This is a genomic window from Stenotrophomonas sp. 05N37 (assembly GCF_056397365.1).
On the sequence record NZ_JBFTNG010000002.1, the window covers coordinates 725,046 to 748,477 of the forward strand.

23 protein-coding genes and 4 tRNA genes are annotated in these 23,432 nt (G+C 68.0%); 13 read left to right on the forward strand and 14 right to left on the reverse strand.

Going from position 1 to position 23,432, the window contains the following annotated elements:
* Positions 1–32: 32 nt before the first annotated feature.
* Positions 33–2,129, forward strand: coding sequence for a TonB-dependent siderophore receptor (locus AC1DGC_RS09945; protein WP_478047814.1), 2,097 nt, complete (start codon positions 33–35; stop codon positions 2,127–2,129).
* Positions 2,130–2,186: 57 nt separating this feature from the next.
* Here the strand turns inward: AC1DGC_RS09945 and AC1DGC_RS09950 are convergent, their stop codons facing one another.
* Positions 2,187–2,888: a pirin family protein gene (locus AC1DGC_RS09950; RefSeq protein WP_259204626.1), complete on the reverse strand. Its 702-nt coding sequence runs from the start codon at positions 2,886–2,888 to the stop codon at positions 2,187–2,189.
* A 140-nt stretch (positions 2,889–3,028) separates the two neighbouring features.
* Here AC1DGC_RS09950 and AC1DGC_RS09955 point away from each other — a divergent pair, with 140 nt between their 5' ends.
* Positions 3,029–3,955 carry a LysR family transcriptional regulator gene (locus AC1DGC_RS09955; protein WP_259204627.1) on the forward strand — a complete coding sequence of 309 codons (927 nt, stop codon included), beginning with the start codon at positions 3,029–3,031 and terminating at the stop codon, positions 3,953–3,955.
* Between the two features lie 126 nt (positions 3,956–4,081).
* Positions 4,082–5,224, forward strand: a complete 1,143-nt coding sequence (locus AC1DGC_RS09960) for an alpha/beta hydrolase (protein WP_478047756.1) — start codon at positions 4,082–4,084, stop codon at positions 5,222–5,224.
* Between the two features lie 319 nt (positions 5,225–5,543).
* Here the strand turns inward: AC1DGC_RS09960 and AC1DGC_RS09965 are convergent.
* The 10 genes from AC1DGC_RS09965 to AC1DGC_RS10010 form a co-directional block, all read right to left on the reverse strand.
* Positions 5,544–5,620, reverse strand: a tRNA-Arg gene (locus tag AC1DGC_RS09965).
* A gap of 82 nt (positions 5,621–5,702) precedes the next feature.
* Positions 5,703–5,779: transfer RNA gene (locus tag AC1DGC_RS09970), tRNA-Arg, on the reverse strand.
* A gap of 53 nt (positions 5,780–5,832) precedes the next feature.
* A tRNA-Arg gene (locus tag AC1DGC_RS09975) sits at positions 5,833–5,909 on the reverse strand.
* Positions 5,910–5,970: 61 nt separating this feature from the next.
* Positions 5,971–6,810 (reverse strand): alpha/beta hydrolase family protein, encoded by an 840-nt coding sequence (locus AC1DGC_RS09980; RefSeq protein ID WP_478047757.1) that lies wholly within the window; start codon positions 6,808–6,810, stop codon positions 5,971–5,973.
* Positions 6,807–7,616, reverse strand: a complete 810-nt coding sequence (thiD, locus tag AC1DGC_RS09985; protein WP_394164440.1) for a bifunctional hydroxymethylpyrimidine kinase/phosphomethylpyrimidine kinase — start codon at positions 7,614–7,616, stop codon at positions 6,807–6,809. Before thiD ends, AC1DGC_RS09980 begins: the two co-directional genes overlap by 4 nt.
* 34 nt (positions 7,617–7,650) lie before the next feature.
* Positions 7,651–8,322 (reverse strand): YoaK family protein, encoded by a 672-nt coding sequence (locus AC1DGC_RS09990; RefSeq protein ID WP_478047758.1) that lies wholly within the window; start codon positions 8,320–8,322, stop codon positions 7,651–7,653.
* 30 nt (positions 8,323–8,352) lie between these two features.
* Entirely contained in the window at positions 8,353–8,859 is a 507-nt protein-coding gene (locus tag AC1DGC_RS09995; protein WP_478047759.1) for a hypothetical protein, read from the reverse strand.
* Complete coding sequence (locus AC1DGC_RS10000; protein ID WP_394164437.1) at positions 8,856–10,253, reverse strand: PhoH family protein; 1,398 nt, start codon at positions 10,251–10,253, stop codon at positions 8,856–8,858. Before AC1DGC_RS10000 ends, AC1DGC_RS09995 begins: the two co-directional genes overlap by 4 nt.
* Before the next feature lie 82 nt (positions 10,254–10,335).
* On the reverse strand, positions 10,336–10,815 hold the full coding sequence (locus AC1DGC_RS10005; RefSeq protein WP_478047760.1) for a peroxiredoxin: 480 nt from the start codon (positions 10,813–10,815) through the stop codon (positions 10,336–10,338).
* Between the two features lie 96 nt (positions 10,816–10,911).
* Positions 10,912–11,472, reverse strand: coding sequence for a glycine cleavage system transcriptional repressor (locus tag AC1DGC_RS10010; RefSeq protein WP_019183297.1), 561 nt, complete (start codon positions 11,470–11,472; stop codon positions 10,912–10,914).
* A 163-nt stretch (positions 11,473–11,635) separates the two neighbouring features.
* Between AC1DGC_RS10010 and dapA the strand changes: the two genes are divergently transcribed.
* Positions 11,636–12,529: a 4-hydroxy-tetrahydrodipicolinate synthase gene (dapA, locus tag AC1DGC_RS10015; protein WP_259204644.1), complete on the forward strand. Its 894-nt coding sequence runs from the start codon at positions 11,636–11,638 to the stop codon at positions 12,527–12,529.
* Positions 12,530–12,556: 27 nt separating this feature from the next.
* Positions 12,557–13,072, forward strand: a complete 516-nt coding sequence (locus AC1DGC_RS10020) for a hypothetical protein (protein ID WP_259204646.1) — start codon at positions 12,557–12,559, stop codon at positions 13,070–13,072.
* A gap of 522 nt (positions 13,073–13,594) precedes the next feature.
* Here the strand turns inward: AC1DGC_RS10020 and fdxA are convergent.
* Together fdxA and AC1DGC_RS10030 are read right to left on the reverse strand one after the other, a co-directional pair.
* Positions 13,595–13,918 (reverse strand): ferredoxin FdxA, encoded by a 324-nt coding sequence (fdxA, locus tag AC1DGC_RS10025; protein ID WP_259204648.1) that lies wholly within the window; start codon positions 13,916–13,918, stop codon positions 13,595–13,597.
* A 108-nt stretch (positions 13,919–14,026) separates the two neighbouring features.
* On the reverse strand, positions 14,027–14,932 hold the full coding sequence (locus tag AC1DGC_RS10030; RefSeq protein WP_478047815.1) for an SMP-30/gluconolactonase/LRE family protein: 906 nt from the start codon (positions 14,930–14,932) through the stop codon (positions 14,027–14,029).
* 206 nt (positions 14,933–15,138) lie between these two features.
* Here AC1DGC_RS10030 and AC1DGC_RS10035 point away from each other — a divergent pair, with 206 nt between their 5' ends.
* The gene (locus AC1DGC_RS10035; protein WP_394164435.1) at positions 15,139–16,560 is read left to right on the forward strand and encodes a sugar porter family MFS transporter; all 1,422 of its coding nucleotides are present in this window, start codon (positions 15,139–15,141) and stop codon (positions 16,558–16,560) included.
* Between the two features lie 66 nt (positions 16,561–16,626).
* Here the strand turns inward: AC1DGC_RS10035 and AC1DGC_RS10040 are convergent.
* Positions 16,627–16,701 (reverse strand) — tRNA-Glu (locus AC1DGC_RS10040).
* A gap of 50 nt (positions 16,702–16,751) precedes the next feature.
* Between AC1DGC_RS10040 and pcnB the strand changes: the two genes are divergently transcribed.
* From pcnB to pgi, 7 genes are all read left to right on the forward strand, one after another.
* Entirely contained in the window at positions 16,752–18,122 is a 1,371-nt protein-coding gene (pcnB, locus tag AC1DGC_RS10045; protein WP_478047816.1) for a polynucleotide adenylyltransferase PcnB, read from the forward strand.
* A 3-nt stretch (positions 18,123–18,125) separates the two neighbouring features.
* Positions 18,126–18,614 (forward strand): 2-amino-4-hydroxy-6-hydroxymethyldihydropteridine diphosphokinase, encoded by a 489-nt coding sequence (gene folK / locus AC1DGC_RS10050; RefSeq protein WP_259204663.1) that lies wholly within the window; start codon positions 18,126–18,128, stop codon positions 18,612–18,614.
* A 31-nt stretch (positions 18,615–18,645) separates the two neighbouring features.
* Positions 18,646–19,461 carry a 3-methyl-2-oxobutanoate hydroxymethyltransferase gene (gene panB / locus AC1DGC_RS10055; RefSeq protein ID WP_259204664.1) on the forward strand — a complete coding sequence of 272 codons (816 nt, stop codon included), beginning with the start codon at positions 18,646–18,648 and terminating at the stop codon, positions 19,459–19,461.
* Positions 19,458–20,300: a pantoate--beta-alanine ligase gene (gene panC, locus AC1DGC_RS10060; protein WP_478047761.1), complete on the forward strand. Its 843-nt coding sequence runs from the start codon at positions 19,458–19,460 to the stop codon at positions 20,298–20,300. The genes panB and panC overlap by 4 nt, the downstream gene beginning before the upstream one ends.
* A 20-nt stretch (positions 20,301–20,320) precedes the next feature.
* Entirely contained in the window at positions 20,321–20,638 is a 318-nt protein-coding gene (locus AC1DGC_RS10065) for a DUF5076 domain-containing protein (protein ID WP_478047762.1), read from the forward strand.
* A 159-nt stretch (positions 20,639–20,797) separates the two neighbouring features.
* Positions 20,798–21,178, forward strand: a complete 381-nt coding sequence (panD, locus tag AC1DGC_RS10070) for an aspartate 1-decarboxylase (protein ID WP_394164432.1) — start codon at positions 20,798–20,800, stop codon at positions 21,176–21,178.
* Positions 21,175–22,689, forward strand: a complete 1,515-nt coding sequence (pgi, locus tag AC1DGC_RS10075; RefSeq protein ID WP_394164431.1) for a glucose-6-phosphate isomerase — start codon at positions 21,175–21,177, stop codon at positions 22,687–22,689. The genes panD and pgi overlap by 4 nt, the downstream gene beginning before the upstream one ends.
* Positions 22,690–23,432: the final 743 nt, after the last annotated feature.

A 23,432-nucleotide genomic window follows, 5' to 3' on the forward strand; every position in this document is an offset into this window, starting at 1 on the left:
TCCTGACACTGGCGCTGTCCGCCGCGCTTGGCCTGGCCACGGCGCCCGGCAGCGTGCGCGCGGAAGATGCGCCCCCCGCCGACAGTGCGCAGACGTTGCAGACCGTGCAGGTCACCGCCAATCAGCTCGGCACCGTGACGGAAGGCAGTGATTCCTACACGCCCGGCACGATCGCCACCGCGACCCGTCTGGTGCTCAGCCCGCGCCAGACCCCGCAGTCGATCAGCGTGATTACGCGGCAGGAAATGAACGACTTCGCCCTCAACGGCATCGATGACGTCATGAAGGTCACGCCGGGCGTGAGCATCGTCACCTACGACAGCGAGCGCACCGAGTACTACGCGCGCGGCTTCGCGGTGCAGAACTTCCAGTACGACGGCATCCCGATGGCGCGCGATTCGGCGTATTCGGCCGGCAACACGCTCAGCGACATGGCCATCTACGATCGCGTGGAAGTGCTCAAGGGCGCCACCGGCCTGCTCACCGGCATGGGCGACCCGGGCGCGACCATCAACCTGGTGCGCAAGAAGCCCACCCGCGAGCTGGCCGGCAGTGCCACGCTGGGCGTTGGTTCCTGGGACAGCTACCGCGCCGAGGTCGATGTCGGTGGCCCGCTCACCGAGAGCGGGCGCGTGCGCGGCCGCGTCGTGGGCGCCTACCAGGACAAGCATTCCAACGTCGACCACTACCAGCGCAGGAATGAGGTGTTCTACGGCATCCTCGAAGCCGACCTCGGCGAGAGCACGCTGCTGACCGTCGGTGCCGATTACCAGGACAGCGATCCGGAAGGTTCCAGCTGGGGCGGTATTCCCCTGCTGGACAGTGCAGGCAACTTCAACGACATGCCGCGCGCGTTCAACAACGGCGCGCGCTGGAGCCGCTGGGGCCAGTACGCCCGCACCGGCTTCGCCACGCTGGAACACACCTTCGGCAATGACTGGGTCGCCAAGCTGCAGCTCAACCACCAGGTCAACGGCTATGACGCCTCGCTGGGCGCCGCGGCCGGTGGCAACCCGGATCCGGTCACCGGGGAGGGCGTGAGCATGTGGCTGGGCCAGTACATCGGCAAGACCACCAGCAACGCGGCCGATCTGTACGTCAGCGGAAAGTTCGAGTGGTTCGGTCGGCAGCATGAGCTGGTGGTCGGAGGCAGCGTGTCGCGCAAGCGCTGGGTCAACAACGGCTACTCGCCGCAGCCGGGCTACGTGAGTGACGTCGCCGACTACTACGCCTGGACCGGCGATGTACCCGAGCCGGATTGGCAGTGGGGCTACGGTGACAACCAGGTCACCCGCGAAAGCGGTGCCTACGTGGTGGGCCGTTTCGACCTGGCCGATCCGCTCAAGCTGATCGTCGGCAGCCGCATCGCCAACTACACATCCCCGGACACCGACGAGAGCGGCGTGGTCGTGCCATACGCCGGCCTGGTGTACGACCTCAACCGCAACTTCTCGGTGTTCGCCAGCTACAGCACCATCTTCAAGCCGCAGGGCAACCAGGATGAGCAGGGCCGGGTGCTGGATCCGCTGGAAGGGCGCAGCTACGAAGCCGGCCTGAAGGCGGAGTTCTACGAGGGTCGCCTCAACGCCAGTGCGGCGGTGTTCCAGCTGGAGCAGGACAACTACGCGCAGCCGACCGGCGGCAGGACGCCGAGTGGCGGGATCGCCTATGAAGGCCTGATGGGCGTGCGCACCAAGGGCTATGAGCTGGAGGTATCGGGCCAGTTGGCGCCAGGTTGGCAGATCCAGGGCGGTTACGCGCACAAGATCGCGCGCCAGCAGTCCACCAAGGTCTCCACGCTGGAGCCGGAAGATCAGTTCAGCGTGCACACCAGCTACCGCCTCACCGGTGCGGCCGACGGCTGGAGCCTCGGCGGCGGCGCGCGCTGGCAGGGCAGCACGTTCGGCACGATCACCAACCCGGCCACCGGCGGAAGCCAGGTCCACCGCACCGAGCCCTACTGGCTGCTCGATGCGATGGCGCGGTACCAGTTCAACGACAAGCTCTCGGCGACGCTCAACGTCAACAACCTGCTGGACAAGCACTACTACACGATCTTCAGCTGGTACAGCACCTACACCTGGGGTGAGCCGCGCAACGTGCGCCTGACCCTGAATTACAGGTTCTGATCCAGGCCACCAATGACACCCCGGGCAACCGGAGTGTCGGCGTCTGCGGCCGGGTGGTTACAGGGCCAGCTCGAACACGATCACTTCCGCGTCGTTGGCGTTTTCCAGCGTCAGCTGCGCCTCGTCGGTGACCTGCAGTGCGTCGCCGGTGTCCAACGTGATGCCGTTGACCTGCAGCTGCCCGCGGGCAACCTGCACATAGGCACCACGGCGCGGGGCCAGCGGCAGGTGGACGCGGTCGTCGCCGTCCAGGATCGTGGCGTAGATGTTCGCGTCCTGGTGGATCAGCAGTGAGCCCTCACGACCATCGCGCGAGGCGATCAGGCGCAGCTGGCCGCGCTTGGTGTCCGGCGCGAAATGCGTTTCCTGGTAGCTCGGGGTGATGTTCTCCTGGTCGGGGAACAGCCAGATCTGCAGGAAGTGCACCGCCTCGTCGGCGGAGTGGTTGAACTCGCTGTGGCTGACCCCGCTGCCCGCGCTCATGCGCTGCACGTCGCCATACCGCAGCACCGAGCCGGTGCCCATCGAATCCTTGTGCTCCAGCGCCCCGCCCAGCACGTAGGAGATGATCTCCATGTTGCTGTGGCTGTGCGTGCCGAAGCCCTGGCCACCCTGGACGCGGTCTTCATTGATCACCCGCAGCGGGCCGAAGCTGGTGTAGCGCGGGTCGTAGTAGTTGGCGAAGGAGAAGGTGTGCATGGAGTTCAGCCAGCCATGGTCGGCCTTGCCACGGGTGTTGCTCTTGCGGATCTGCAGCATGGTGAATCTCCTCGGTGTTCGACGGTTTCGATGGTGGTCCGGGCGGCGTATGCCGGTCCCTTTCCTGTTGCGGCCAGTATCCGCTTGCTCCGGCGCGTTGAAAAACGGATAGTTTCGCAAGCCATCATCGAAAAATTCGAATGCTCAAGCTCAGCCTCGACGCCCTGCAGATCCTGGACGCCATCGACCGCCGCGGCTCGTTCGCCGCCGCCGGCAAGGCCCTGCACAAGGTGCCCTCGACCATCTCCTATACCGTCTCCAAGCTGGAGGAGGACCTGGGCGTACAGCTGTTCGACCGGGTGGGCCCGCGCGCGCACCTGACCCCGGCAGGCGAGGCGCTGCTGGAGGAGGGGCGCCATCTGCTGCGGGCAGCCCGTGAACTGGAGATGCGCGTGCGGCGGGTGGCGTCCGGTTGGGAGGCCGAGCTGACGGTGGCGGTCGACTCGATGTTCGTGCCGGCGCTGCTGGCCGAGGACGTGCGCGCCTTCAATGCGGTGGCGGAACAGACCCGGATGCGGCTGATCAGTGAATCGCTGTCGGGCACCTGGGAAGCGCTGCTGGACCGACGTGCGGATCTGCTGGTCGGTGCGGCGGGTGAGGGGCCCAGTGGCGGGGGCTATGTCGTCGAGCCGATGGGCGTGGTGCAGTTCGTGTTCGCCGTGTCGCCCTCCCATCCATTGGCAGCCGCGCCCGAACCGCTGGGCCGCGAGCAGCTGGCCGCCCACTGCGCGATCGCCGTGGCCGATTCGGCACGGCGGCTGCTGCCGCGCACGGTCGGGCTGCTGATGGGGCAGGAGACGGTTACCGTGCCGGACATGGTCAGCAAGTTCCGCCTACAGTGCGCCGGGCTGGGCTTCGGCTTCCTGCCCGAGCCGTACGTCCGGCAGGCGGTGCGGGATGGCAGGCTGGTGATCAAACAGGTGGAGGAGCCCAAGCCGGACGAGACGTTCTGGCTGGCCTGGCGCACCGGCGAGGAGGGGGCCGCGCTGACGTGGTGGCGCGAGCGCATGCAGCGGCCGGCGGTGTTGGCAGGCTGGTGGCCGACCATGGAGGGCTGGCTGGGCTGAGCCACCGCAGCGGGAGGTGGCTGAATGCCTCCTGCGCTGTCATTGAATGGTCATCCGGATGCGATAGAGCGCCGCCGGCACGATCGGTAACCTGTCGGACTCGTCTGGTTTTTCGCCCCTATCCCCATGAAGCGCTTGCTGCTGTTGCTGCTGGCCGGGGCCGGCCTGTGGCTGGCTGCCTGCTCCTCCCTGACCTCCACCGCTGCCTCCACCTCGCTGAGCGATCGGCTGATCGCGCCCGGTGGCGTGTCCACGCTGCTGGACATGCCGCGCATCGCCGAAGCGGTGGACAGCGTCCCCAACCGCCATGGTCGGGTCACCGGCCGCGCCGGCGTGCCGATCTTCTGGCGTGCGTTCGATCCCGGTCAGTACGGGGTGCGGTATGAGTATCTGCCCCAGCAGCACGACAACGGCGAGCCGCTGCGTACCGGCATGGCGTTGGACCTGCCGCATCCGTTCCGGCCGCAGGCGCCGCGCGGCACGGTGGTGCTGCTGCACGGCTGGATGATGAACGGTGATGCGATGCTGCCGTGGTCGCTGCAGTTGGCGCAGTCCGGCTACCGGGTGGTCACCATCGACCTGCGCAACCATGGCCATTCCGGTGCGGGCCCGTCCGGTTACGGGACCTTCGAATCGGATGACGTGGTCGACGTCATCGCCGCGCTGAAGGCGCGCGGGGAGGTGGTCGGGCCGCTGTATCTGTTCGGCGTCTCCTACGGTGCGGCCACCGCGCTGTTCACCGCCGAGAAGCTCGGCGACCAGGTTGCCGGCGTGGTGGCGATGGAGTCATTCGCCAATGCCGGTGATGCGATCCGCAGCATGATCCCGCACCTCATGTCGCTGCAGCCGACCGCCTGGAAGGCGCAGGCGATGGCTGCCTACGGCCGCTGGCGCTACGGCGACCAGGACATCAACCAGGTCATCGTGGCTGCCAGCCAGCGGCTGGACCTGGACCTGGATCGTGTCGATGTGACGCGCGCGCTGGCCGACACGCGCGCCTGCGTGCTGCTGCTGCATGGCCAGGACGACCAGCATGTGCAGGTGAGCCAGGGGCGACGGCTGGCGGCGGCGAGTCCGCGGGTGCATTACATCGAGATGCGCGGCGAAGACCACATCACCCTGCCGTTGCGGGTGGATCTGCTGGGCGGGGTGGTCGACGACTGGCTCGCGCAGGAAACGCGTGCCGGCGCGCACTGCGCGGCGCCGGAGATCCCCGAGGAGGCCGATCGAATGGCGATGGCGCAGGTGGCGGCCACGCCGCGCGGGTGATGCGCCGTTCCGTCGTCGGGTAGTGCCGGCCGTTGGCCGGCTCCAGGCACACTGCCCGCATGCATCGAGCGGTGTCTTCGCTCCGGGTGTGTCGCGAGTGTATGGCCCCGTACCGGCCACTACGGGCTCGGCTTGCGGTACGCATGCCGAAGCCAGGCTCTTCCTGTGTCAGTCGGTGGGTCGGGCCCAGCGCCCGGCCCACCGGCTCGCCAAGCGGCCGCGCGGGAAAAGATCCAAGGCGCGCTTCGTGCTTGCCCCGCATGGGGGCGCAGAAGCAAAAAAAAACAGCAGCCGATGGCTGCCGTCTTCGTCGATGCAATGGTGCGCCCGGAGAGATTCGAACTCCCGACCGCCTGGTTCGTAGCCAGGTACTCTATCCAACTGAGCTACGGGCGCATTTGCATTGTCTGGTTGTATTTCCCGTCGGTGTGTCGCCACATTCGACAAGAGGGCAGGGCAGGCCTGCCGCGCGATGTAATGGTGCGCCCGGAGAGATTCGAACTCCCGACCGCCTGGTTCGTAGCCAGGTACTCTATCCAACTGAGCTACGGGCGCATTTACATCACGTTGTACTGCTGATGCCGGCGGCGGAGCCGGCAACCTGTTGATGGTGCGCCCGGAGAGATTCGAACTCCCGACCGCCTGGTTCGTAGCCAGGTACTCTATCCAACTGAGCTACGGGCGCGTCAACAGGAGCGGAATTATGCGGATGCAGGCCGCATTCGTCAACGCTTTTGTGAAGATCTTCATTCCAATGAATGAAACAGCAGCGCGGCCACGGCCTGCGGGGCGGTCATCCAGGCGAAGTGATCCGCACGCACGCCAAGCGCGGCGGGCGACACCCCGCTGAGCGTGGCGGTCGTCTGCGGCATCTTGGCCAGCAGGCCGTGCATGGAGGTGGCCGGGGCCAGCCAGTCCTGTTCCATCACCACGGCGGTGGCGCGCGCGCGCACCCCACGCAGCCCGGCTTCAAGATCCTCGCCAATGCCCGCGCCGGCATAGCGGTTGTTCAGCCCCACCTTGGCCCAGTCGGTGATCAGGCCGCGCGCCTCGGTGCCGCCGAAGCCGAGCCGACGACCGGGCAGCACGCCCTGGCGGTGTGCCAGCCACGGCAGGAACCGGTAGATCAGCGGCAGGGTCCAGCCGCGCGGGGCCGGGAAGGTGCGCCAGTAGGGCGTGCCACTGGCGACCAGCCACAGGCGTTGGAAAACACCGGGATGCTGCCCGGCGAAGCAGCAGGCCAGCTGTCCGCCGAGGCTGTGACCGCCAATGACGCCTTGGGTGGGGGCGCCCGCAGCGAGCTGGGCCAGGCTGGCGGGCAGGTCGAGCGTGAGCAGCTCGCGATAGCCCCAATCCTGCGTGCGTGAGGGGCGCAGGCTGCTGCTGCCGTTGCCGCGCCACTCGTGCAGGTACACCGCCACGCCATGTGCGGCCAAGGCATCGGCCAGCAGCAGGTAATGGCGCGCGGCCACGCCCAGCGCGGGCAGCCACAAAAGGTGTGCGCGCGGCTGCGCGGGTACCCGGGCGAGCAGTTCGAAACGGTGGCCGTCGGCGGCGGTGATCGGTACGGCGAGCGCGTCGATCATGCCGGTCGCGCTGCGCCGAAGTGGTCGATCACCAGGACCTCGCTGCGGCCCGGGTAGTAGCCGCCCTGCAGGCCGCGCGCGACGTAGTCGATCGCCGCCTCGCAGGCATTGGGCAGCGACAGGCCCTGGCACAGCTGCGCGGCGATGGCCGAGGCCAGCGTGCAACCGGTGCCATGTGCATCGACCGGCAAGCGCGCATGGATGAACTCTTCGTGGCTGACACCATCGAAATAGCGGTCGATCACGCGCGGGCCTTCATGCAGGTGGCCGCCCTTGAGCAGCACCGCGCCAGCGCCAAGGTCGAGCAGCGCGGCGGCGGCGTTCTCGGCATCGTCGGCGCTGCTGATCGTGCGCCCGAGCAGCAGCTCGGCTTCGGGGATGTTCGGGGTCAGCAGCGTGGCCAGCGGCAGCAGTCGCTCACGCATGGCCCGCAGCGCGCTGTCCTCCAGCAGCCTGGCGCCGCTGGTGGCGACCATGACCGGGTCGAGCACGACGTGGGTGGGGCGATGGCGCTCCAGCGCGCTGGCAACGAGCTCGATCACCTCCGCATTGGCGAGCATGCCCAGCTTCACCGCATGGATGTCGAAGTCGGCGAAGCAGGCCTCGATCTGCGCGTGCAGGAAATCCAGCGGCGGCACGTGCACGGCGGTCACCCCCCGCGTGTTCTGCGCGGTCAGGGCGGCAATCGCCGACAGGCCATGGACGCGGTGCGCGGCGAAGGCCTTGAGGTCGGCCTGGATGCCGGCACCGCCGCCGGAATCGGAACCGGCGATGGTCAGGGCGGAAACAGGGGCGGGCGGGGTCATGCGCTGATTGTGCAATGTTTGCCGCGGCATTGCTTCAGGGCCGGCGCAGCAGCATCCATTGCCGGTACAGCACGTAGCCCAGGCCGGTGCAGCCGGTCAGCAGCGCCGGGGCGAGCAGGGCGTCGTAGCCGAAGCGGAGAAACAACGCTGCGCCGATCACGCCGCCGGCGAGGAAGCCGCTGACGATCAGCCCGCTCAGGGTGAGGCGCCGGATCGGCAGGGGCAGGCCACGCAGCAGGTGGCCCAGGCCGATGCCCAGGTCGGTGAACATGCCGCTGAGGTGGGTGGTGCGCACCACCGCGCCGCTGAAGGTGGTGGCCATGGCGTTCTGCAGGCCGCAGGCCATGGCGGCGGCCAATGCGCCCCAGATCTGCTGCTGCTTGAACAGGGGAATGGCCGCCAGCAGCAACAGCGATTCCAGGGTGAGGACCACGCCGTAGCGCCGGCCCAGCTGCAGCGCGCTGTCCTGGATGATCATGCCGCTGAGCATCGCGCCCAGGCAGAACGCGATGAGCAGGCCCCACAGGTGCCCGACGACGCGCCAGTCGCCCTGCGCCAGCGCCATGCCGAGCTGGCTGGTGGTGCCGGTCATGTGGCTGACCGCCTGGTGTTCGAACCCCAGGAAGCCGACCACGTTGACCATGCCGGCCACGCACGACAACGCGACCGCGCCGATCCATACCCAGGTGGGCAGCCGGATGCTCATCGAGCCTGGATGGGCGTGGCCACGGCAGGCTCAGGGGGTGTCGAGCGCGCCGTTGAAGCGGACGTCGGTGAACTGCGCGCTGGCCGGATCGAATACGGCGCCCCAGAACTGGCTGCCCCCGTCGCAGACCCGGATCGCCTCGCGCGCCGGATCGATGTCGGCATCGTCGGGGAGGTGGAAGGCATTGAGGTAGATCAGCTTGCGTCCGTTCATTTCGATGCCGACGTACTGGCGATCGAAATCAACGACCTTGGGCACCTGTGCCTCCAGGGTCGGCAGGGCTGCCTCCAGCTGTTCGACCTCCTTGCGGCTGGGCGCCCAGTAGCCGGTGACCCGCCCGGCCTCGCGGCCGGGACTGTCGCGCGAGCAGGTATCGAGCACCTGGGCGGCGACGATCGGTCGCGTCACCACCCAGGACTGGCCGGTCTTGACCGCGGTCGGTACGCTGGCGCCCGGCCGCGTGTTGGCGGGCGTGCACGCGGCCACCAGCGCGGCAAGCGCCAGCGGCAGGACGGCACGGGACAGGGACTGGTTCACAACACCTCCGAAGCGTAGTCGGCCAGGCGCGAACGCTCGCCACGGCGCAGCGTGACATGGGCGCTGTGCGGCCAGTTCTTGAAGCGGTCCACCGCGTAGGTCAGGCCCGAGGTGGTCTCGGTCAGGTACGGGGTGTCGATCTGTTCGACGTTGCCCAGGCAGACGATCTTGGTGCCGGGGCCGGCACGGGTGATCAGGGTCTTCATCTGCTTGGGGGTGAGGTTCTGTGCTTCGTCCAGGATCAGGTAACGCGACAGGAAGGTACGCCCGCGCATGAAATTGAGCGAGCGGATCTTGATCCGGCTGGCGATCAGGTCGTTGGTTGCCGCACGGCCCCACGCGCCGCCTTCCTGGGTGTGGGTGAGCACTTCCAGGTTGTCGGTGAGCGCGCCCATCCACGGGGTCATCTTTTCTTCCTCGGTGCCGGGCAGGAAGCCGATGTCCTCGCCGACGCTGACCGTGGCGCGGGTCATGATGATCTCGCGGTAGCGCTGCTGGTCCATGGTCTGGGCCAGGCCGGCGGCCAGTGCCAGCAGGGTCTTGCCGGTACCGGCGGTGCCGAGCAGGGTGACGAAATCGATCTCCGGGTCCATCAGTGCGTTGAGCGCGAAATTCTGCTCGCGGTTGCGCGCGCTGATCCCCCACACCGCATGGCTGCCATGGCGGAAATCATTGACCAGCGACAGGGTGACCTTGTCGCCGTCGACCTTGGCCACGCGCAGTTCGACTTCATCGTCGCCGGGCAGGTAGGCGTACTGGTTGGGATGCCAGCTCTCGTCTTCGCTGGCGATGATCTCGTAACTGGTGCGGCCCTTGTCGCTCCAGCTGCGCAGGCTGTCGGTGTGCTTCTTCCAGAAGTCGTCGGGCAGCTCGGTGGCGCCGGTGTAGAGCAGGCTGAAATCGTCGAGCGCGCGGTCGTTTTCGTAGTCCTCGGACACGATGCCGGCGATCGCCGCCTTGATCCGCAGGTTGATGTCCTTGGAGACGAACACCACCGGGATCTCGGGGATCTGCTCCTTCAGCGCCAGGATCGCGCCGAGGATGGCGTTGTCCGGGATGACCGCGCCGAAACTCTTGCCCGCGTCGAAGTGGCTGGTCTGGAAGCGCAGCAGGCCCACGCTCTGCTTGCCGCGCAGCTGCAGGCCGTTGGGGCGCTGCAGCGGGATGCCATCGGCCAGGTTGTCCAGGCCCGACGCCTGCACCAGCTCGTTGAGGAAACGGCTGACCTGGCGTGCGTTGCGGCTCGCCTCGGTGGTGCCCTTCTTGCCGTTGTCCAGCTCTTCGATCACCTGCATCGGCAGGTAGACATCATGCTCCTCGAACTTGAACAGCGCGGTCGGATCGTGCATGAGCACGTTGGTATCCAGAACGTAGATGCGCTTGCCTCGGGTCATCGTCATTTCCTGGTGGCAGAACAGGGGCAAGCCATCACGACCTGCGGGGCAGGGTGATGGCCATTGGGGGGTGCCGGGTTGGTCACTGGGTTTTCGCGGCCTTCAGGGCGTCAAGCACGGTATCCGCGTGGCCGGCCACCTTCACCTTGCGCCACGCCTGCACGATACGACTGTCGGGTGAGATCAGGAAGGTGCTGCGTTCGATGCCACGCACCTGCTTGCCGTACATGTTCTTCAGCTTGATCACATCGAAGGCGGTGCACAGCGCTTCGTCGCCATCGCTGATCAGCGGGAAGGCGAAGCCGTGCTTGGCGCAGAAGGTGTCGTGGGATTTGACCGAATCGCGGGAGACGCCGAACACGCGGGCGCCGGCCTGGGTGAACTGCGGGAGCAGGGCGTTGAAGTCGATGCCTTCGGTCGTGCAGCCGGGCGTGCTGTCCTTGGGATAGAAGTACAGGACAAGCCATTGGCCGGCGAGCGTGCCGAGGGTGGTGGTGTCACCGCCGGACAGTGCCAGCGGGAGATCGAGGGTGGATCTGTCCAGGGTGTCGCCGATGTTCATGAGGTCCTTTTTCCGGAGCCTGGGGCAAAGCTGTTACAGCGGTGCGTCACTGCACTTGCATGAAACATCGCGCGCCCGTGACGAACGCGCGAAAGATCAGAACTTCATCGGATCCATGATGGCGTCCAGGTTCAGGTGGTCGCAGAACTCGAGGAAATCGTCGCGCAGCGCCGCGATATGCATGTTGGCCGGCACGCCGATCGTGACCTGCGCGGAGAACATTTCCGCACCGGTCTGCATCGCGCGATAGCGGGTGCTCTGCAGGTTCTCGATGGTGATGCCCTGGCGGTCGAAGAAATCGGCCAGCTGGAACAGGATCCCCGGCTTGTCGGCGGCGATCACTTCCACGATGTAGGGCAGCAGGTTGGACTGCGCCTGCTTGGCGCCGGTGCGGTACCACACCAGCTTCAGGCCCTCTTCGCGCTCGAGGCGGGTGAGCATGGCTTCCAGCTTGGCCACCGAATCCCACGAGCCGGTGGCCAGTGCCGTCACCGAGACATCGCGGCCGACGGTGGCCAGGCGGGCATCGACCAGGTTGCAGCCGCTGTCGGCGATACGCCGGGTGACGGGCAGCAGGGGGGACTCCGGATGCGTCGTGTAGGCGTTGATCAGGAGATGGTTTTCGGTCGGCGCAGGCCGCGGCGTGGTGTCGGTCAAGGTGGTTCCGGGTGATACAAGGTGAGTCTGAACGGCCGACGACGGCACGTTCGCCGGAGTCCAGCATACTTGCCCGTGCTTTCGACCCGCAAGTAACATGCAACCTGCATCCGGCCGGCGTTTACGCCCACCGGGTGCCCCCTTTCTTCCGAGCAACGTTTCCTTGTCCCTTTCCGGTCTCATCACCGCGCTGGCCACGCCTTTCCAGGCCGATGGCGCATTGGATCCCGACGGTTGGCAGCGCCTGCTGCACCTGCAACTGGAGGGTGGTGTTCACGGGGTGGTGGTGGCCGGTTCGACCGGCGAGGCCGCGACCCTGTCCGACGACGAGTACGACCAGCTGCTGCGCAGCGCGGTGAAAACCGTGGCCGGACGCGTGCCGGTGCTGGCCGGGACCGGCCTGTCGGGCACGGCGAAAACCATCGAGCAGACCCGCCGCGCGGCCGCCAGTGGCGCGACCCATGCACTGGTGGTGACCCCGCCGTATGTCCGCCCGACCCAGGCAGGCCTGATCGCGCACTACCGCGCGGTGGCCGACCAGGGCGGCCTGCCGGTCATCCTGTACAACGTGCCCGGCCGTACCGGCTGCGACATGCTGCCGGAGACCGTGGCCGCGCTGGCCGCCCATCCGAACATCGTGGGCATCAAGGAAGCGGTGGGCGATGTCGGTCGCGTGCAGGCGTTGCTGGCGCTGCGTTCGGCGGACTTTGCCATCCTCAGTGGCGATGACGGCACCGCGGCGCGCTCGATCCTGTCCGGCGTCGACGGCCTGATTTCGGTCGGCTCCAACGCCCTGCCGGGCGCATACCGGCGCATGTGCGCGCTGGCCGCGGCCGGCGAGCGCGACGCCGCCGAGGCTTGGGATGCCCGCCTGGAACCGTTCCATGCATTCTGCGGCGTGGAGCCCAACCCGATCCCGGTCAAGGACCTGCTGCGCCGGATCGGCATCGGCCACGGCCTGCGCCTGCCGCTGCTGTCCCTTTCCGCGGCCCACCATGCCGCTGCCGAACACCTGGCCACCGACATCGGTGCGCTGGAAGCACTATCCAACCACTGATCGACAGTGGTCACCCAGGAGATTCACATGCGTCAATCCGTTTCCGCCCTCCGCGTGCTGTCCTTCGCGATTCTGGCCACCGCCACCCTGGTGGGCACCACCGGCTGCTTCAAGCGTGGCGCCAAGGGCGACTATGCGCTGGCCCCGGAAATGCGTCCGCTGGAAGTCCCGCCGGATCTGAACGTGCCCGGCAGCAGCGCGGCCGCCCAGGTCCCCGCGCTGGCCTCGCAGGCCCGCCCCGCGGCACCGGCGGCTGCTGCGTCGCAGGCCAACGCGGCCGGCTTCACCGTGCCGGGCAGCAAGGACGAGGTGTTCGGCAAGGTCGGCACCGCGCTGGAAGGCGTGGCCGGCGTGAAGATCGCCAGCAAGGCCCAGCTGCTGGGCTCCTACGACGTGGCCTATGAAGGCAGCGATTTCCTGGTCCGCGTCGTCGGCGTGGAAGCGGGCGCCTACGTCTCGGCGGTCGATCCGCGTGGCCTGCCGGCTACCGGCGCCGCCCCGACCAAGCTGCTGGCCGAGCTGAAGGCGAAGCTGGCGCCGTAAGAGGGCATGCGGACCCGGCCGTTGTCCGGGTCCGTGGCCGCGGGCGGCGGTCCCGGGTGCAGTGCCCCGCGATCAGGCCCCCTGGTAGAGCCGAGCCATGCTCGGCTGCTTCAGGATCGGCCACCCGAGCGGATTAGGGCAGCCGAGCATGGCTCGGCTCTACCGGATTTGGGTGGCCGAGCATGGCTCGGTGCTACCGGATCGGCCAGCCGAGCATGGCTCGGCTCTACCGGATTTGGGTGGCCGAGCATGGCTCGGCTCTACCGGATTTGGGTGGCCGAGCATGGCTCGGTGCTACCGGATCGGCCAGCCGAGCATGGCTCGGCTCTACCGGATTGGGGGGGCCGAGCATGGCTCGGTGCTACCGGATCGGCCAGCCGAGCATGGCTCGGCTCTACCGGATTGGGGCAGCCGAGCATGGCTTGGCTCTACCGGATCTGGGTAGTGGAGCGTGGTTCGGCGCTACCGGACATGAAAAAGGGCGCCCATGGCGCCCTTTTTCAGTGCCGCACGCTGCGTTGCTCAGCGCTCCAGCAGCGGCAGCTTGTCCGGCTTGCCGTCCCAGTCGCCGGCGTCGGCGGGGGGGTCCTTGCGCACGGTCAGTACCGGCCAGGCCTTGGCCAGTTCGGCATTGAGCCCCACGAACACTTCCTGCCCGGCGGGCACGTCGTCTTCGGGGAAGATCGCGTTGACCGGGCATTCCGGTTCGCACAGGGTGCAGTCGATGCACTCGTCCGGATCGATCACCAGGAAGTTCGGGCCTTCATGGAAGCAATCCACGGGGCACACTTCCACGCAATCGGTGTGTTTGCACTTGATGCAGTTTTCGGTGACGACAAAAGGCATGGCTGGATCTGAATCCGACAGTAAGCCGGACAATTCTAGAACAGGTTGGGCGTCGGCGCGGGATTGGATCTCACTTGGCGCTGCAACGGAGGGGGTGGCCGGCCGCGATCACCAGCGGAACGGGGCATCGGGCAGGCCGGCGAGGCCGGTCTCGATGGCGAACACGCCGCCGGCATGCGGGCTGGCCGCCAGCGCTTCGGCGCTGTGGTCCAGGCGCGAGCTGGTCACCATGAGCGTGGTCAGGTCGGCTCCGCCCAGGGCGACACAGGTGGGGTTGGTCACCGGCATCGGCACGATCCGCTCGATCCGGCCGTCGCCGCCGTAGCGCACCACGCGCGAAGCGCGCCACTGCGCATTCCACAGGCTGCCCTCGGCATCGATGATGGCGCCGTCCGGTTCCCAGCTGCGGTCCTCCAGCCGCGCGAACAGGCGCGGGCGGTGGCAACGCGCCAGCGCGGGGTCGTAGTCGCAGCACCAGATTTCCGGGCGCACCGAGTCGCAGTAGTACATCGTGCCGCCATCGGGACTGAAACAGATGGCGTTGGGGATCACCACGCCGGGCAGGTCGAGCGGGCGCAGGCCGTGGCGCGCGCTGTACTGGTAGAAGCGCCCCAGCGGTTCGCGCGCAGGATCTTCGTTCATGGTGCCGAACACCAGGTTGCCGGCGCGGTCGGTGCGGCCATCGTTGCTGCGCGTGCCCGGGTGCTCCGGCTGCACGTCGGCCAGCCACTGCAGCGCCAGGGTGCCGTCCGCGGCATCGATGTCGGCGCGTTGCAGCGAGCCGGCCAGGGCGAGCAGCAGCGTCCCGTCTTCACCCTCGGCCAGGCAGCCGGGGCGGTCGGGCAGGTCCCAGTGGCGGCGGCTGCCATCGGCGGCCAGGTACTGCCACAGGCGTCGCTCGCTGATGTCCACCCAGAACAGGCACTGGCGGCGCGGCGACCACAGCGCGCCTTCGCCATGGGTACAACGGCTGTCGACCAGCAGGGAGGGGGTGGTGGAAATGGCAGGCGTCATCAGGGCGGGCAGGGGCGGCGGGTCGGGCATTCTGCCAGCGTTGATGGCAACGGATCGTGGGGATCGGGCGCGGCGCGACAGCGAGCGTCGTTCCCGGGCCATGCTGGCTGGGCGGCATGGTGTTGCGGGGCGGACCTGTGCGACGCTGCGGCCATCCCGTGGTCGCGCGGTTGGCGGCCGTCCCCCTTCCCCGGCAAGGTGCGTCCATGTCCACAGCGCTTCCCCGATCCGTCGCCCGCGGCGAGAACACCGGCTTCATCGTCCTGATCAGCTGCGTGGCCACCATTGGCGGCTTCCTGTTCGGCTTCGACAGCGGCGTGATCAATGGCACCGTGGACGGGCTCAAGCAGACCTTCCAGTCCAGCCAGGCCGGGATCGGCTTCGAAGTGGCCTCGATGCTGCTCGGCTGTGCGTTCGGCGCGTTCTTCGCCGGGCGGCTTGGCGATCGGCTGGGCCGGCGCGGGGTGCTCATCATCGCCGCAGTGATGTTCCTGCTGTCCGCGCTGGGGGCCGGCGCGGCGCACAGTTCGGCGGTATTCGTGCTGGCGCGGGTGGTCGGGGGCTTCGCGGTCGGCGCGGCCAGCGTGATGTCGCCGGCCTATATCGCCGAGGTCGCCTCGGCGCGCTATCGCGGGCGCCTGGCCACGGTGCAGCAGATGGCGATCATCAGCGGGCTGTTCTGTGCCTTCCTCAGCAACTTCCTGTTGGCGCGCGCCGCCGGGGCTTCGACCGAGCCGCTGTGGCTCGGGCAGGAAGCCTGGCGCTGGATGTTCTGGATGCAGGCGCTGCCCTCGGGCCTGTTCCTGGTGTTGCTGCTGCGCATTCCCGAGAGTCCGCGCTACCTGGTGGTGAAGGGCCGGCAGGACGAGGCGATGGCGGTCTTGACCCGGTTGTACGGACCGGACGAGGCGAGGGCCAAACTGGCCGAGATCGACGGGTCGCTGGCCGGCGAGGCGCACCGCCCGCGGCTCTCGGACCTGCTCGACACGACCAGCGGGCGGCTGCGCCGGATTGTCTGGATCGGCATCGGCCTGGCCGTGTTCCAGCAGCTGGTCGGGATCAACGTGGTCTTCTACTACGGTGCGGTGCTGTGGCAGGCGGTCGGCTTTTCGGAGAACGACGCGCTGTTGATCAACGTGCTGTCCGGGGCGCTGAGCATCGGGGCGTGCCTGCTCACCATCGTGCTGATCGACCGGATCGGGCGGCGGCCGTTGTTGTGGATCGGCTCGCTGGGCATGGCCGTGTCGCTTGCCCTGGTCACCGTGGCCTTCGCCAGCGGCACCCTGGACGGCGGGCGGCTGCAGCTGTCCGATGGCATGGGCCGCCTGGCGCTGGTCGCGGCCAACGTCTACGTGGTGTTCTTCAACATGTCCTGGGGCCCGGTGATGTGGGTCATGCTGGGCGAGATGTTCCCCAACCAGATCCGCGGCTCGGGCCTGGCGGTGGCCGGCGCGGCGCAGTGGACGTCCAACTTCGCCATTACCGTCAGCTTCCCGGTGCTGCTGACCGGGATCGGCCTGGCCGGGGCGTATGGCATCTATACGGCGGCAGCGGCGGTCTCGATCGTCTTCGTGCTGCGGTACGTGCGCGAGACCAAAGGCAAGGAGCTGGAGCAGATGGAGGGATGAGCCGGGCCCGGCCCTGCAACGCAAAAACCCCGCCGGGGCGGGGTTTTTGGCTTCCTGCACCGCGACTGGTGCTCCCTAGGGGACTCGAACCCCTGTTTTAGCCTTGAGAGGGCCACGTCCTAACCTCTAGACGAAGGGAGCAGGCTTTGTCGCGAACTGCGCAGCGCGCTAGTATATGGACCTAGATGCCATTGGGCAATCCCGAAAACTCAACCGGAAGCGCCAACATCAATTCTTCTGCTACATCACCGTTCAGCCTGCGCGTGATTCCGCGCGACCAGCACACCATCTCCCGCAAGGACATCAGCCCCAACGCCCTGCGCGTGTTGTACCGGCTGCGTGATTCCGGGTTCGCCGGTTACCTCGTCGGGGGCGCCGTGCGCGACCTGCTGGTCGGCGGCAACCCCAAGGACTTCGACGTGGCCACCGATGCCACGCCCGAGCAGGTCAAGGCGCTGTTCCGCAACTGCCGCCTGATCGGCCGCCGCTTCCGCCTGGCCCATGTCGTGTTCGGTCGCGAGATCATCGAAGTGGCCACCTTCCGCGCCAACATCGATGACGGCAGCGGCGACCGCGAGATGGAAAACGGCATGCTGGTCCGCGACAACGTCTACGGCAGCATCGAGGACGACGCGATCCGCCGCGACTTCACCTGCAATGCCCTGTATTACGCGATCGAGGACTTCTCGGTGCGCGACTACACCGGCGGCTTCGAAGACGTGCAGGCGCGCCTGATGAAACTCATCGGCGATCCTGAAAAGCGCTACCAGGAAGACCCGGTGCGGATGCTGCGCGCGGTGCGCCTGGCCGCCAAGCTCGGTTTCCAGATCGACGACGCCAGTGCCGAGCCGCTGCCGCGGCTGGCCAACCTGCTCGGCGAAGCCGCACCGGCGCGCCTGTTCGAGGAAGTGCTCAAGCTGTTCCTGTCCGGGCACGGCGTGGCCAGCTTCGAAGGGCTGGAGCGTTACGGCCTGCTCGACGTGATGTTCCCCGAGAGCGCCGCGGCGCTGCGCAGCAACCGCAGCGGTGCGCTGCGCCGGATGGTCATCGAGGGCCTGCACAACACCGACCTGCGCGTGGCCAACGACGAACCGGTGTCGCCGTCGTTCCTGTTCGCGTTGCTGCTGTGGCCGGCATTCTGCCGCGCCCTGGCCAGCCTGCAGAAGCAGGGCGTGGCGCTGGAAGAGGCGCAGCGACGCGCGGCCGACCGCGTCACCCTGCACCAGCTGACCACCATCGCGCTGCCGCGCCGCTTCTCGCTGCCCATGCAGGAGATCTGGCTGCTGCAGGGTCGCTTCGGCTCGCGCCAGCGCAAGCGCGTGATCCGCACGCTGACCCACCCGCGTTTCCGCGCGGCCTATGACTTCCTGGTGCTGCGCCAGGTCGCCTCCAGCGAGCACACCGCCGACGTGGAGTTCTGGCGCGAGGCCCAGCTGCAGTCCGGCCCGGAGCTGGATTCGGCGCTGGATGCCGCGCAGGCCGATGGCGAAGGCGAAGACGGCGCGCCGCGCAAGCGTCGCCGCCGCCGTCGCCGGCCGGGCGGGACTGCTGCAGGCGAGTAAGCGGTGACCACGGCCTGCATCGGGTTGGGCGCCAACCTCGGCGACGCCGCGCAGACCCTGCGCGATGCCTTCGAGGCGCTGGCCGCGCTGCCGCATACCACCTTGCGGGCGCGCTCGCAGCTGTACAGCACGCCGGCCTGGGGCAACCTCGACCAGCCGGCGTTCGTCAATGCCGCCGCGCTGCTGGAGACCACGCTGTCCGGTCCGGACCTGCTGGACGCACTGCTGGCGATCGAGCGCGGCTTCGGCCGCGTCCGCGCGCCCGGCGTGCACTGGGGCCCCCGCACGCTGGACCTGGACCTGCTGCTGTATGGCGAACAGGTCATCGACCTGCCGCAGTTGCAGGTGCCGCATCCCTACCTGCATGAGCGCGCGTTTGCGTTGTTGCCACTGGCCGAGATCGCCCCGGAGGCGGTGATTCCGGGACGGGGTCGCGTGCGGGATGCTGTGATGCGGGTCGAGGCCTGCGGGATCGCGCCAATAGGGGGATAATGCGGGGCTTATCGCCACCGGTTATCAGCTCATGAGTACCCACGCAGACAGCAAGCCCTGGACCGTCCCGGCGTTGGCCGAGGCCAAGCGCAACGGGCAGAAGCTGGTGATGTTGACCGCCTACGACGCGGGGTTCGCGCGGGCGTTCGATGCCAACGGGGTGGACCTGATCCTGATCGGCGACTCGCTGGGCATGGTGGTGCAGGGGCACGATTCGACCCTGCCGGTGACCACCGACGACATGGTCTACCACACCCGCGCGGTCGCCCGCGTGCTGCAACGCGCGCTGCTGGTGGCCGACCTGCCGTTCGGCGCCGACGCCACCCCCGAACGCGCGCTGGATGCGTCGCTGCGCCTGCTCCAGGCCGGCGCGGAGATGGTCAAGATCGAGGGCGCCGGCTTCAAGCTGGACATCATCCGCTACCTGGTCGAGCGCGAGATTCCGGTCTGCTCGCACCTCGGGCTGACCCCGCAGTCGGTGCTGCGCCTGGGCGGTTACCGCGTGCAGGGGCGTGGCGATGCCGCCCAGCAGCTGCGCGAGGACGCCAAGGCCGCGGTCGCCGCCGGCGCCACCCTGATCGTCCTCGAGTGCGTGCCCACGCCGGTCGCCGCGCAGGTCACCGCCGAGGTGAGCGTGCCCACCATCGGTATCGGTGCCGGCCCGCAGTGCGATGGCCAGGTGCTGGTGCTGCATGATTTCCTCGGCCTGGACAGCGGCCACCGTCGACCCAAGTTCGTCAAGGATTTCCTTGCCGAAGGCGGTTCGGTGGCCGGTGCCGTCCGTGCCTACGCCGACGCCGTGCGCGACGGCTCCTTCCCCGACGCAGAACACGCCTACGCCTCATGATCGACACCGTCACCGAACTGTCCCGCCTGCGCGCCATCGTCAACGGCTGGAAGCGCGAGGGCCTGCGCGTCGCGCTGGTCCCCACCATGGGCAACCTGCATGCGGGCCACTATTCGCTGGTCACGCTGGCGCGGCAGTACGCCGACCGCGTGGTCTCCAGTGTCTTCGTCAACCCGACCCAGTTCGGCCCGAACGAAGACTTCACCCGTTACCCGCGTACGCCCGAGGCCGACACCACCGGCCTGGAGCAGGCCGGCTGCGACGTCCTGTGGCTGCCCACGGTGGAGTCGATGTACCCGTTCGGGGTGGCGCTGGCCGCCAGCGTCAACGTGCCGGGCATCAGCGGCCTGCTTGAGGGCGCACACCGGCCGGGCCATTTCGATGGCGTGTGCACGGTGGTCTCGCGCCTGTTCAACCAGGTCCAGCCGGACGTGGCCGCCTTCGGCAAGAAGGACTACCAGCAGCTGGCGGTGATCCGCCAGATGGTGGAGGACCTGGCCTTCCCGATCCAGATCGTCGGCGGCGACATCGTGCGTGAGAGCGACGGCCTGGCGATGAGCTCGCGCAACCAGTACCTCAGCGCCGAGCAGCGCCTGGTCGCCACCCGCATCCACCAGGTGCTGCTGGGCATGCGCGAGGGCTTCATCGCCGGCAAGACCCGCAGCGTGATCGAGGCCGATGCCACGGCGGCGCTTCAGGCCGCCGGCTTCCAGGTGGACTACGCCGTGCTGCGGCTGCCGGACCTGTCCGAGCCGGCCGATGCCAATGATGGCACCCGGGTGGCGCTGATCGCCGCGCGCATCGGCACCACCCGCCTGATCGACAACCTGGAGTTCTGAGGGCCCGCCCCGGAAACCCGATGAACGAACGCCCCATTCCCGCGGCCGCGCTCGCCGACGACCACGCCGTGGAGATGCTGCGGGTGTGGATCGCCGCGCGAGGCCTGCAGTGTTCGATGAAGATCGGCCTGCACGAGGCCTCGCTGGGCATTGCGGAAGAGCGGGCCTGGGGGATGATCCTGGCCGATACCGCCCGCCAGCTGGCCGAGGGCATCGCCGGGCTGCGCGGCAACGCCGACCCGGCCGACGCGCTGGAGGCGATCATCGGCCATTTCCTGGCCGAGGTCGGCCGGCCGGCCTCGCCGGAGAACGGCGCACCGGTGGACGGCGGCGGCTGAGGCCGGGTGCTCCGACGGGCGCAGCGCAGGCCCTGCAAGGGCGGGAAGCCCCCGCCTGGCTGAATGAACGGCAGCGCCCGCACCGGGCCGGGCGGTCAGGACCTGCCGCCGATCCGGCGGGTGCTAGAATTTCCCTTTCCTTTACCGTTGTCCCGTGCCATGCACCTTTCCCTGCTCAAGACCAAGATCCACCGCGCCACCGTCACTCACTCCGAGCTGAACTACGAGGGTTCCATCGCCATCGATGACAACCTGCTGCTGGCCACCGGCATCCGTGAGTTCGAACAGGTGCACATCTGGGACGTCACCAACGGTGCGCGTTTCTCCACCTATGCCATTCGTGCCGAAGCCGGCAGCGGCGTGGTCTCGCTCAACGGTGGAGCCGCGCGCCACGTGCAGGTGGGCGACATCATCATCATCGCCGCCTTCGCCAGCATGAGCGAAGAAGAAGCTGACAGCTTCAAGCCGAAGTTGGTATATGTGGACGGCAACAACCAGATCTCCCACACCAACGACAGCATCCCGACCCAGGCCGCATGACACAGCACAACGGATTCGACCCGCTTCATCCTCATGCCCAGCGCCTGCGTGGCGCGAGCATCCCTTCGCTGCTCGCCGCCGAACCGGAGCGGGCACGAACGTTGGGCGTGCGGGTCGGTCCGTTGTACGTCAATTTCGCGCGGCAGAAGTACGACCGCGCGGCGTTGGACGCACTGCTGCAACTGGCCGCCGAGCGCGATGTCGCCGGCGGCGTCCAGCGCCTGTTCCGCGGTGAGACGGTCAACGTGACCGAGGGTCGCGCCGCGCTGCACACCGCGTTGCGCGGCGACCTCAGCGGCGCACCGGTCGCGGGCGAGGCATTCGCCACCGCCGCCACGGTGCGCGCGCAGATGGGCGAGTTGATCGCCGCGCTGGAAAAAACCGGCGTCACCGATATCGTCAGCGTCGGCATCGGCGGCTCGGACCTCGGTCCGCGCCTGGTCGCCGATGCGCTGCGCCCGGTCACCGGTGCGCGCTTCCGCGTGCATTTCGTCTCCAACGTGGACGGCGCCGCCATGCAGCGCACGCTGGCCACGCTGGACCCGGCCACCACCGCCGGCATCCTGATTTCCAAGACCTTCGGTACCCAGGAAACCCTGCTCAACGGGCAGATCCTGCATGACTGGCTGGGCGGCAGCGAGCGCCTGTACGCGGTCAGTGCCAACCCGGAGCGTGCGGCCAAGGCGTTCTCGATCGCCGCCGGTCGCGTGCTGCCGATGTGGGACTGGGTGGGCGGGCGCTATTCGCTGTGGTCGGCGGTCGGTTTCCCGATCGCGCTGGCGATCGGTTTCGAGCGCTTCGAGCAGCTGCTGGCCGGTGCCGCGCAGATGGACGAGCACGCGCTGACCGCGCCACTGGACCAGAACCTGCCGGTGCTGCATGCGCTGACCGACATCTGGAACCGCAACCTGCTCGGCCACGCCACCCATGCGGTGATGACCTACGACCAGCGCCTGGCGCTGCTGCCGGCCTACCTGCAGCAGCTGGTGATGGAAAGCCTGGGCAAGCGCGTGCAGCTCGATGGCCGCCCGGTCGCCAGCGACACCGTGCCGGTGTGGTGGGGCGGGGCGGGCACCGACGTGCAGCACAGCTTCTTCCAGGCATTGCACCAGGGCACCAGCGTGATCCCGGCCGATTTCATCGGCTGCGTGCGCAACGATGATCCCTACGTGGTCAACCACCAGGCGCTGATGGCCAACCTGCTGGCGCAGACCGAAGCGCTGGCCAACGGCCAGGGCAGCGACGATCCGCACCGCGAGTATCCCGGTGGCCGCCCGAGCACGCTGATCCTGCTCGACGCGCTCACCCCGCAGGCCCTGGGCGCGTTGATCGCGATGTACGAACACGCGGTGTACGTGCAGTCGCTGATCTGGAACATCAACGCCTTCGACCAGTTCGGCGTGGAGCTGGGCAAGCAGCTGGCCAGCCAGCTGCTGCCGGCGCTGCAGGGCGAGGCGCACGCGATCACCGACCCGGTGACGCTGGAGCTCCTGGGACGCCTGACCGCCTGACCGCGCGTAGAGCCGACCGCTGGTCGGCTGCAGGGATGTAGAGCCGACCGTTGGTCGGCTATCGCGCGCAGCGCGCGGGGGTTGATCGTTGCGGTGAAGAGCAGCCGACCAACGGTCGGCTCTACCGGTGTTCGCGCAGCGGACCAACGGTCGGCATTACCGATGTTCACGCAGCCAACCAATGGTCGGCATTACCGATGTTCCGCAGCCGACCGGCGGTCGCTGCAGGGATGTAGAGCCGACCGTTGGTCGGCTATCGCGCGCAGCGCGCGGGGTTGATCGTTGCGGTGAAGAGCAGCCGACCAACGGTCGGCTCTACCGGTGTTCGCGCAGCCAACCAATGGTCGGCATTACCGATGTTTGCGCAGCGAACCAATGGTCGGCATCACCGATGTTTGCGCAGCGAACCAATGGTCGGCATTACCGATGTTTCCGCAGCCGACTGTTGGTCCGCTGCAGGGATGTGGAGCCGACCGTTGGTCGGCTATCGCGCGCAGCGCGCGGGGTTGATCGTTGTCGTGAAGAGCAGCCGACCAACGGTCGGCTCTACCGATGTTCGCGCAGTTGATCGTTGTCGTGAAGCGCAGCGGACCAACGGTCGGCATTACCGATGTTCGCGCAGCCAACCAATGGTCGGCAGCACCGATGTTTGCGCAGCCGACCGTTGGTCCGCTGCAGGGATGTAGAGCCGACCGTTGGTCGGCTATCGCGCGCAGCGCGCGGGGTTGAACGTTGCGGTGAAG